We start from the raw sequence: 7536 nt of genomic DNA, 5'->3' as shown, positions 1-7536 counted from the left end.
CATTTTTCAGCCAAATCTCTTTCGCTGAAATTAATTCCAAGTGTATAATAGTAACCCATTTTATAGTTTAATTGAATTTAAATTCGTCTCGTTTTGTTATTTTTTAAAATTACTGCCAACGTTCTGGCGCTTGGCGAGGTTGCGAACTTCGGAACCGATTATTTTCTGTTAAAGATAAAATTTCTTGCGAAATATAAACGTGAATTTACTACAAAATTCGCAATCTTGCCAAACGCCTGTTAGCCGTTCGTTGTTTATTCAGTCGTGTTTATTTCAATTTTGTTATATTTAATCCACCTTTTCAAATTTCCAACCATTCTTTTTAAATGGTCTTCATTTAGAAAAATATTTGTCCAATAGTTAAATCTGTCGCACTGAACACTAATGTAGTAAGTCATAATTGCTAAACAGCCATAATTTATGAACTCTTTTTCTTCGTTACTTATTTCTGTTACGGTTTCGTAACCTTTTATGAAGCTGTCTGCTTTTATTTGATATTCTTCTTCGTTTAAATTTGTTGCAAGCAACTGAAACAGAAAATAAGAAATGTCGAAACATAAATAACCATTTCCACAAAAATCGAAGTCAAAAAAAGTTATTCCTGTTTCATCATCAATGTGCAGATTGTCAAACCAAACATCAAGATGGACACTTCCGTACCTCATTTTACGTTTGTCAATATTTTCCATTTTGTCTGTTAAGAAAACAGACAGTTTTTCTAAAAATTCAATTTCGTCAATGTTTTTACTGTAGAATTCCTTTGTTTTTAAAACTGAATTTTTAAGCAAATTTTCAGCATTGTAAGAGGTTCTTGTTAGTTCAAAATTTTCGGTCGATTGATGAACTTTGGCTAATGATTGTCCTATTAAGAAACTTGTTTGTTCTTTGAATTTTGCTGTCTTTGAGCCTTTGGCAAACGAAAATAAAACACCAAATCTTTTTCCTTCTGGTGCTTCAATTTCTTGAATTAATTTGTTCGATTTGTCTGCAATTGGAAATGCAACCTGTCGGTCGTTTTCCTTTAAGTGAGTTAAAAGTCTTAATTCTTCTTCAATTTCTAATTTTGTCCGCCAATGATGAGTGTAAACTCTAAATACGAATTTATTTTCACCGTCTTGAACAATGTATAGATGGTTCATTGCAAGTCGAAATATGCTACATTCGGTTTTGTCGCTCAGTCCAAATTTTTGTTGAATAAGTTTTCCAAGTTCATTTGGTGAAAGTGTGCTATTTATTGTTGGAAATTTTTCTGTCATCAATTCTTTGTTTGTCTTTGGTTACGGTCGTCCTACAATGACGGCTAACGTTCCGCGGCTTTGCGCCGTAGCGGCAAGTTAAGAATAAATGTAATAAGAAATACTGATGTGCAGAGTATTTTCCAAGAAAGATAAAACCAGCTATAGCGCAAAACCGCTGTTACCGGCTGTGTTTATTTTTAAAAGTTAGGTTGGCACGCATCTAATTTTTTCGACTTTCTGGTTTCCAATATAATTTTTTCCACTTCAGTTTTGAAACTTTCCAAAGAAGCTGTTTTTTCTAAAAGTAATTTAGTTCTTTCTTTAAGTTCATTTACCCACGGAAAATTATACTCAGCACTTAATAAATTTTCGTAATAAACTTTCATGGAATTAAAATCACCGATAAGTCCCGAAACTGTTCCTTTATGATAGTTTCCCCACAAGGAATCACTGGCAAATTCTGAATTACAAATTTTCTCGCGAGATGTATTTAATGTCTTAAAGGATTCACGATATTCGGCAACCTTTTCAAGTGCTAATTTGCAGAGTTTTTCAATTTCACTTTCGAATTGTGTTTCATTACGGAACTCTATAAAAGATGACTGCCGATTTCCGATGTCAAATGAAAAATAATCTTGGTCATACCAATGAAAATTGACGCCAACATTTAAGAAAGTTCCTTTTTCTCTTGAGTTTGGTTGAAACTCTATAATTGTTGTAAACCAGCAATTATCGTCAAAGAAAGTTCGGGATTGTCCTTTTCTCTTTATTCCATGATTTTTAAAAAAGACAGTTGCTGTCTTAGTTATAATTTTATTATGGTCGATATCTGTCATTTAAGATTGGGTTGTTCAAACATTGCCGGTAACGTTCCGGCGCTTGGCGAGGTTGCGAACTTCGGAACCGATTATTTTCTGTTAAAGATAAAATTTCTTGCGAAACGTAAACGTGAATTTACTACAAAATTCGCAATCTTGCCAAACGCCTGTTAGCAGTAGTGCTTATTTTTTTTTCTCGATATTTAGGTTTGTCTGTAGTTCTATAATTATGGAATCTTTCTTTAAATCTTTTATTTCCATTTGTTTTATTTCTGATTTCAAAATCTCATTTTCTTTAGACATTTCAATATTATCTTTATCAAACCTTGAATTTCCATTGTCAAATCCTAATTTATAAGAGCCGCCAACAGCAACAACTAAAACTGTCCAAAATAGATAATTTTTAAGTAAAGATATAATAACGTTATCCTCTGTTTTAGTGATTTTATTAGGTGAAATAGTCTCACAAGATTTCAGTGCTCCTAATAATATTTTAATTTGTTCTTCAAAATCTCTTTTCTCGTACCCAGTTAACTTTCTCCTGTTAAATGTTTCAAACAATTTATATGGTCCGCTTTCTTCATTATAATTATGTCTAATGTAATCTTCTACTCGAGAAACCCAAGATAACAAGTGTTCGGTTGCGTTACTATATATTCCGTGACCTGAGTTTTTACAATTAGCTTCAAAAGTTATTTGCTTTCCTTCGTCAATTAAGTTCTTTAGTGTTTGATTCATTAAATTCAGTTTTTAAAAAATAAAAGTTATTTTCAGTCATATATTTTCAGCGTCTGACGAGGCATTACTGCTAACGTGTCGCGGCTTACACCAGTTGCTGCTGCGAACACTGACCAAACAAATATACAGAATTTCTTTCGAACTGAATTAGTGAAAACAAGCCAAATGTCCACCGAAGCAAAATAGGTAAGCCCAAGCCCAGCAATTGGTGTAAACCGCTGTTGGCAGTAGTACTTTAACTAATCCACATGCTCAAAGAAGTATAAAAAATCCATTCTCCGTTTTGTTTTATAAAAATATCAAACGATCCAGTTCCGCATAAATTTCCGCAAGAACTACTAGAATAAAAAAAACAAACTGTATTTCCTTTTACAAAAATAGGCTTTGACAAACGAAATAAATCGTCACCGTAATTTTTGTGAAAATACTCCCAACCTTTTGAACTACTTTTAAAGATTTTATCAATTTTTTTTCTTGAAATATATGATCCGTTTTCAATTAAATTTTTTGCCCAAAGTTTATCATTATTTTTTTTAAATTCATTGAACGCATTTTCCAATTCTTCTTTTGTGAAACTTATTGAATCAATTAGAATTTCGGGAAAATTTTTTAGTTGCATTTTTGATACTGTAGTTATTTGTTCTAAACTACTTTTTATTTCTTCTAAATCTTCAAATTTATTTTCCGTATATCTCAATTTATCAGTCCTTTTTTTGAATACGTCATTAAAGAACTTATTAGTTTCAAAACTCTCTTGAGAATAAGAATTGAAAAACATGAAATAAAAAAATATATATCTTACTAACTTCATTTTTTAGTATTACTGCCAACGTGTCGCGGCTTACACCAGTTGCTGCTGCGAACACTGACCAAACAAATATACAGAATTTCTTTTGAACTAAATTAGTGAAAACAAGCCAAATGTCCACCGAAGCAAAAAAGGTAAGCCCAAGCCCAGCAATTGGTGTAAACCGCTGTTATATGCTGTTTTTGTCATATCATTGAAGATAAGTTTGCGAGCCAGGCTTCATTGTTGGAAATATAATTTCACTTTCAAAAACCACATTATTTTTATTAAGTTCTTTTAATCTATTTTGGGCAATCTTGAAATAGAACCTTCTCTTTTTTGACGAATCATTGACAATAGATTGGTAAAACTCAATAGCTTTCTCTTTGTTTTTGATGCATTCGTAGTATTGAGCATTTGCATAATGGTAAATATAGTCGCCCTTTCTCAAACTGTCGATATATGATTTTGCACTTTCATAATCTTTTAACTTAACATAATTTGCAGCCAAGGCAGTTGCGTTATCTCCGAAAACGTATGGATATTTACCTATGGAATTGTTAATTTGTTTTATTGATTCCTTAAAGTTTCCATTCTTATAAAATATTTCAGCTTTAAAATAACTTATTTGGTCTTGACACATTTTTGAGACTTCACTTCTGAATTGTGATTTTGAAATATTAAAATCCTTAATCAAACTGTCAGCTTTAAAGATTAAAATATTAGCTGGAAGATTAGAATTATAAAGTGGTGTTAATTTCAAATTAAAACTATCTACAACTTTTCCCAATTCTTCCTCATGCTTACAACCTGGATGAAGGTCATGATGTGATAAATTAGGATTGTTCTCTTTTTGCTTACATGAAGATAACACTATCAATACTGCACTTAGAATAATTAATTTCTTCATAGACGAATAGTTTTAAAATAGCATATAACGTTCCACCGGCTTTATGTTGTGGCGTTTTTTGTTACTGATGTTTACAAATATACCGAAAAGTTAGAAAGAAAAAATAGAAGGGAAGTAAAGACTTTTGATTCCTGCTCGTTCCATTATACACTATTCCCGCCATTGCATAAAACCGTTGTTATGTGTAGCTTTAATTAATTGTATAGAATTCATTTTTAATTTTAATGCCTTTTAATTGCATTTCATTGTTTAATACTATGACAATATTATTGTTGATTTGACACTTAAATCCTTCAACAATGCTAAACAAATTATTGAATTTTGTAAAATCACTATCAATCTCTTTTAAATCTTCTTTGTTTTGAGAATGATAAAATGATTTTTCATTTACTTCATTATTTTCAACTATACGATAAGTTATTTTGTCAAGATTAATTGAGCCATTTATTATTGATTTTTTTGAAATAATAATTTCTAGCTTAAAATTTTTATTTGATTTGAAAATTAGTTTATACTCAGGCAATTCTTTGTAAAATTTTATTACTCCTAAACTTAAACAACCTGAATCCGACTCAACTTGTTTTCTTAAAATTTTATAGTCAACATCGATTAAATCAAGTTTTACCAATTTATCATTTGATTTAAAAGAGATATGTTCATTATAGTAATCAGGTAAAAACTTAAAAGAAGAAGGATCTAGTTGGTAGAATCCTTCATTAATTGCATTTTTAAATAAAAGGATGTAAACTTTATATATAATAATTGCGAAAAATGTAATAAATAAACTAATTCCAAGTTGAATAGAGTATCTTTTGTATTGTTCTAAATTTTTAAAAACGTTCCATTTTTCTGGAAATATAAAAGTTATTAGTGCTATAATAATTATTACATAAGTAAAGATTTTTGTTTTATTGTTTTTCAGAAATCTATAAACATTAATCCAAATTGAATTTTTGTTTTGTTTCAGAATATTTATTTTTTCATATAATTTTCTTCTTTCATTTATACTGATGAAAGGATTTGTTTCAATTTTATTGATTGCATTGTCTAAAATATCATCTATATATAATGACTTTAACGATAAATTTGATTGTCTGAGATATGATTTTCTTAAAGATTCCAACTCATGGTTTGAAATAAAACTTTTCTTTGATAATCGATAAAGAACTAAATCTGAAAGGGTATTTATAGCATTATTAATTTTTTCAAATTTTGATTCCTGGCTTTCTAAATAAGCGTAGGGAATAGTAAATAGAACAATGATTGACTCAATATATTTTATTAGATCTTCAAAAAGAATCATTAGGGTGTTTTTTAGAAAAGTTACACATAACGTTCCGGCGCTTGGCGAGGTTGCGAACTTCGGAACCGATTATTTTCTATCAAAGATAAAATTTCTTGTGAGAAATAAACGTGTATTTACTACAAAATTCGCAATCTTGCCAAACGCCTGTTACCAGCCGTTTTTTCTTTCCATCTGATATTTGTACGGGTTTTCAGAGTCATTTTCTCCGTTGTGATAAATTAAAAATTCAGTATGTTTGTCGTCAAATTTAATTGTCTCAATTTTGTTAATACCTATTAAGCAAAGATTTTCAATATGATAAACTTCTTTGTCGAAAATCAAGAATCTAGTTTGAGTAATATTAATAATTTCTCCACAAGCTAAAAATCCACCTTTCGTTACAGATATTTTATTAGTTTCATCAATTCTATTTTCATAAACAAGTTGTCCAAGTAATAGTGTCAAAAAACTAAAAACAATTAAAGGTGTAAGTATAAATATTGTCAATAATTTCTTTTTTGAGTTTTTGAATATGGCGAAATAAGCGATTGTCGATATTATAAATATCCAGTTAATTGTCGAGAACGTGTAAAATCCTCTTAGTTTGTAACCATTAAATGCAAATATTACAAAAGTTAAAAACAATATTGTTGAGGCAACTAATATTTTCTTTATTACTTTTTCTGTTTTTGGAAATGTCGTTTTGGTTAGAAATGGAATACAATTCAATCCAATTAAAAGCCCTATGAATATTAATATTGCTGTCATACGTTAGTGTCGTTCTAAAATGGCTGGTAACGTTTCGCGGCTTGCAGAAGTGGCGAACTTCGTAATCGAGATTTTTCGGCTAAGATAAAATTTCTTGCGAAAGATAAACGTGAATTTATCACATATTTCGCCATTTATGCAAACCGCTGTTGTGAGTAGTTTTTATTTTCTTTTCGGATATATTATCTTTTTCTTTTCGCAATATTCAATTAGCTTTCCACTTTCAATAATGTCAAATACTTTCTCTTTTGCTATTTTTAAGCTTTCATAATTTTTATCACTTTTCAATCCGTGAATGGTTAGTTTAAAACCTTCGTCATCTTCATTTATTTTAATTTCAAAAAGAGCTTGTTTAATTAAATGTGTTGTTCCAGTATTTTTCCACCTAGACGAATTTAAAAAAATCTTTCTCCGATTTACATATCTTAATAAGCTTTCTTTCTCATTAGAAGCTAAATCACTGTCTGTTAAATTGTCACAACATCCGGTTCCAACATTTAATGAACCCCATTTTTCATGAAAAATTGTAAATGAATATCTTAATGGATTTCCGCAATACTCACATTCACCAATCAAATCTTCTAAATCTTCCATTTCAACAAATTCCCAACCGTACTTTGGTATTATAATACCATGTTCAGCTGCATGACAACCTTTACAAAGTGTTTGACATTCTTCTGTTGCGTATTGCCAAGGTTTTCTACCCTTATGATAAATTGTGTGATGAACTTGGAGAGTTACTCCGTCAAATTTCGTTTTACCACAACGCACACAAGTGTAATCATCATTTTCTAAAATGTTTTGTCTAAATTCTTTCCATTCTGTTTTTTGATAATTTGACATTTTTCGTCGTTTCAGGGAAAATTACTCACAACGTTATGAGGCTTGCTTTCAGTGGCGTTGAACCAACACCAAGCCAATACAAATATAACAAAACATTCCATTCAGTAGCGGATTTTCCGTAGGAAAATCCGGAAGTAGCCATTGAAGCA

Annotated in this window: 8 protein-coding genes; all 8 read right to left on the bottom strand. The window is 30.1% G+C overall.

Annotation, left to right across the window (positions count from 1 at the left end):
- Positions 1-254 precede the first annotated feature (254 nt).
- The 8 genes from AAEO58_RS13395 to AAEO58_RS13360 all read right to left on the bottom strand — a co-directional run bounded on the left by AAEO58_RS13395 (position 255) and on the right by AAEO58_RS13360 (position 7387).
- Positions 255-1256: a phosphotransferase gene (locus tag AAEO58_RS13395; RefSeq protein WP_341683910.1), complete on the bottom strand. Its 1002-nt coding sequence runs from the start codon at positions 1254-1256 to the stop codon at positions 255-257.
- A gap of 179 nt (positions 1257-1435) precedes the next feature.
- Positions 1436-2074 (bottom strand): hypothetical protein, encoded by a 639-nt coding sequence (locus tag AAEO58_RS13390; RefSeq protein WP_341683909.1) that lies wholly within the window; start codon positions 2072-2074, stop codon positions 1436-1438.
- A 165-nt stretch (positions 2075-2239) separates the two neighbouring features.
- Positions 2240-2794 carry a hypothetical protein gene (locus AAEO58_RS13385; RefSeq protein WP_341683908.1) on the bottom strand — a complete coding sequence of 185 codons (555 nt, stop codon included), beginning with the start codon at positions 2792-2794 and terminating at the stop codon, positions 2240-2242.
- Positions 2795-3029: 235 nt separating this feature from the next.
- Positions 3030-3605: a hypothetical protein gene (locus AAEO58_RS13380; protein WP_341683907.1), complete on the bottom strand. Its 576-nt coding sequence runs from the start codon at positions 3603-3605 to the stop codon at positions 3030-3032.
- Positions 3606-3792: 187 nt separating this feature from the next.
- The gene (locus AAEO58_RS13375) at positions 3793-4491 is read right to left on the bottom strand and encodes a tetratricopeptide repeat protein (RefSeq protein ID WP_341683906.1); all 699 of its coding nucleotides are present in this window, start codon (positions 4489-4491) and stop codon (positions 3793-3795) included.
- 190 nt (positions 4492-4681) lie between these two features.
- A complete protein-coding gene (locus tag AAEO58_RS13370; protein WP_341683905.1) occupies positions 4682-5794 on the bottom strand; it encodes a hypothetical protein in 1113 nt (370 codons plus the stop codon).
- Between the two features lie 150 nt (positions 5795-5944).
- Entirely contained in the window at positions 5945-6544 is a 600-nt protein-coding gene (locus tag AAEO58_RS13365; protein WP_341683904.1) for a hypothetical protein, read from the bottom strand.
- A 162-nt stretch (positions 6545-6706) separates the two neighbouring features.
- A complete protein-coding gene (locus AAEO58_RS13360) occupies positions 6707-7387 on the bottom strand; it encodes an HNH endonuclease (protein WP_341683903.1) in 681 nt (226 codons plus the stop codon).
- Between the last annotated feature and the right edge of the window lie 149 nt (positions 7388-7536).

The sequence above is a fragment of the Flavobacterium helocola genome, from assembly GCF_038289885.1.
Taxonomy (GTDB): Bacteria; Bacteroidota; Bacteroidia; order Flavobacteriales; family Flavobacteriaceae; genus Flavobacterium; species Flavobacterium cheniae.
Note: the sequence above shows the minus strand (reverse complement) of the source record. Positions and strands in the feature narration are given on the sequence as shown.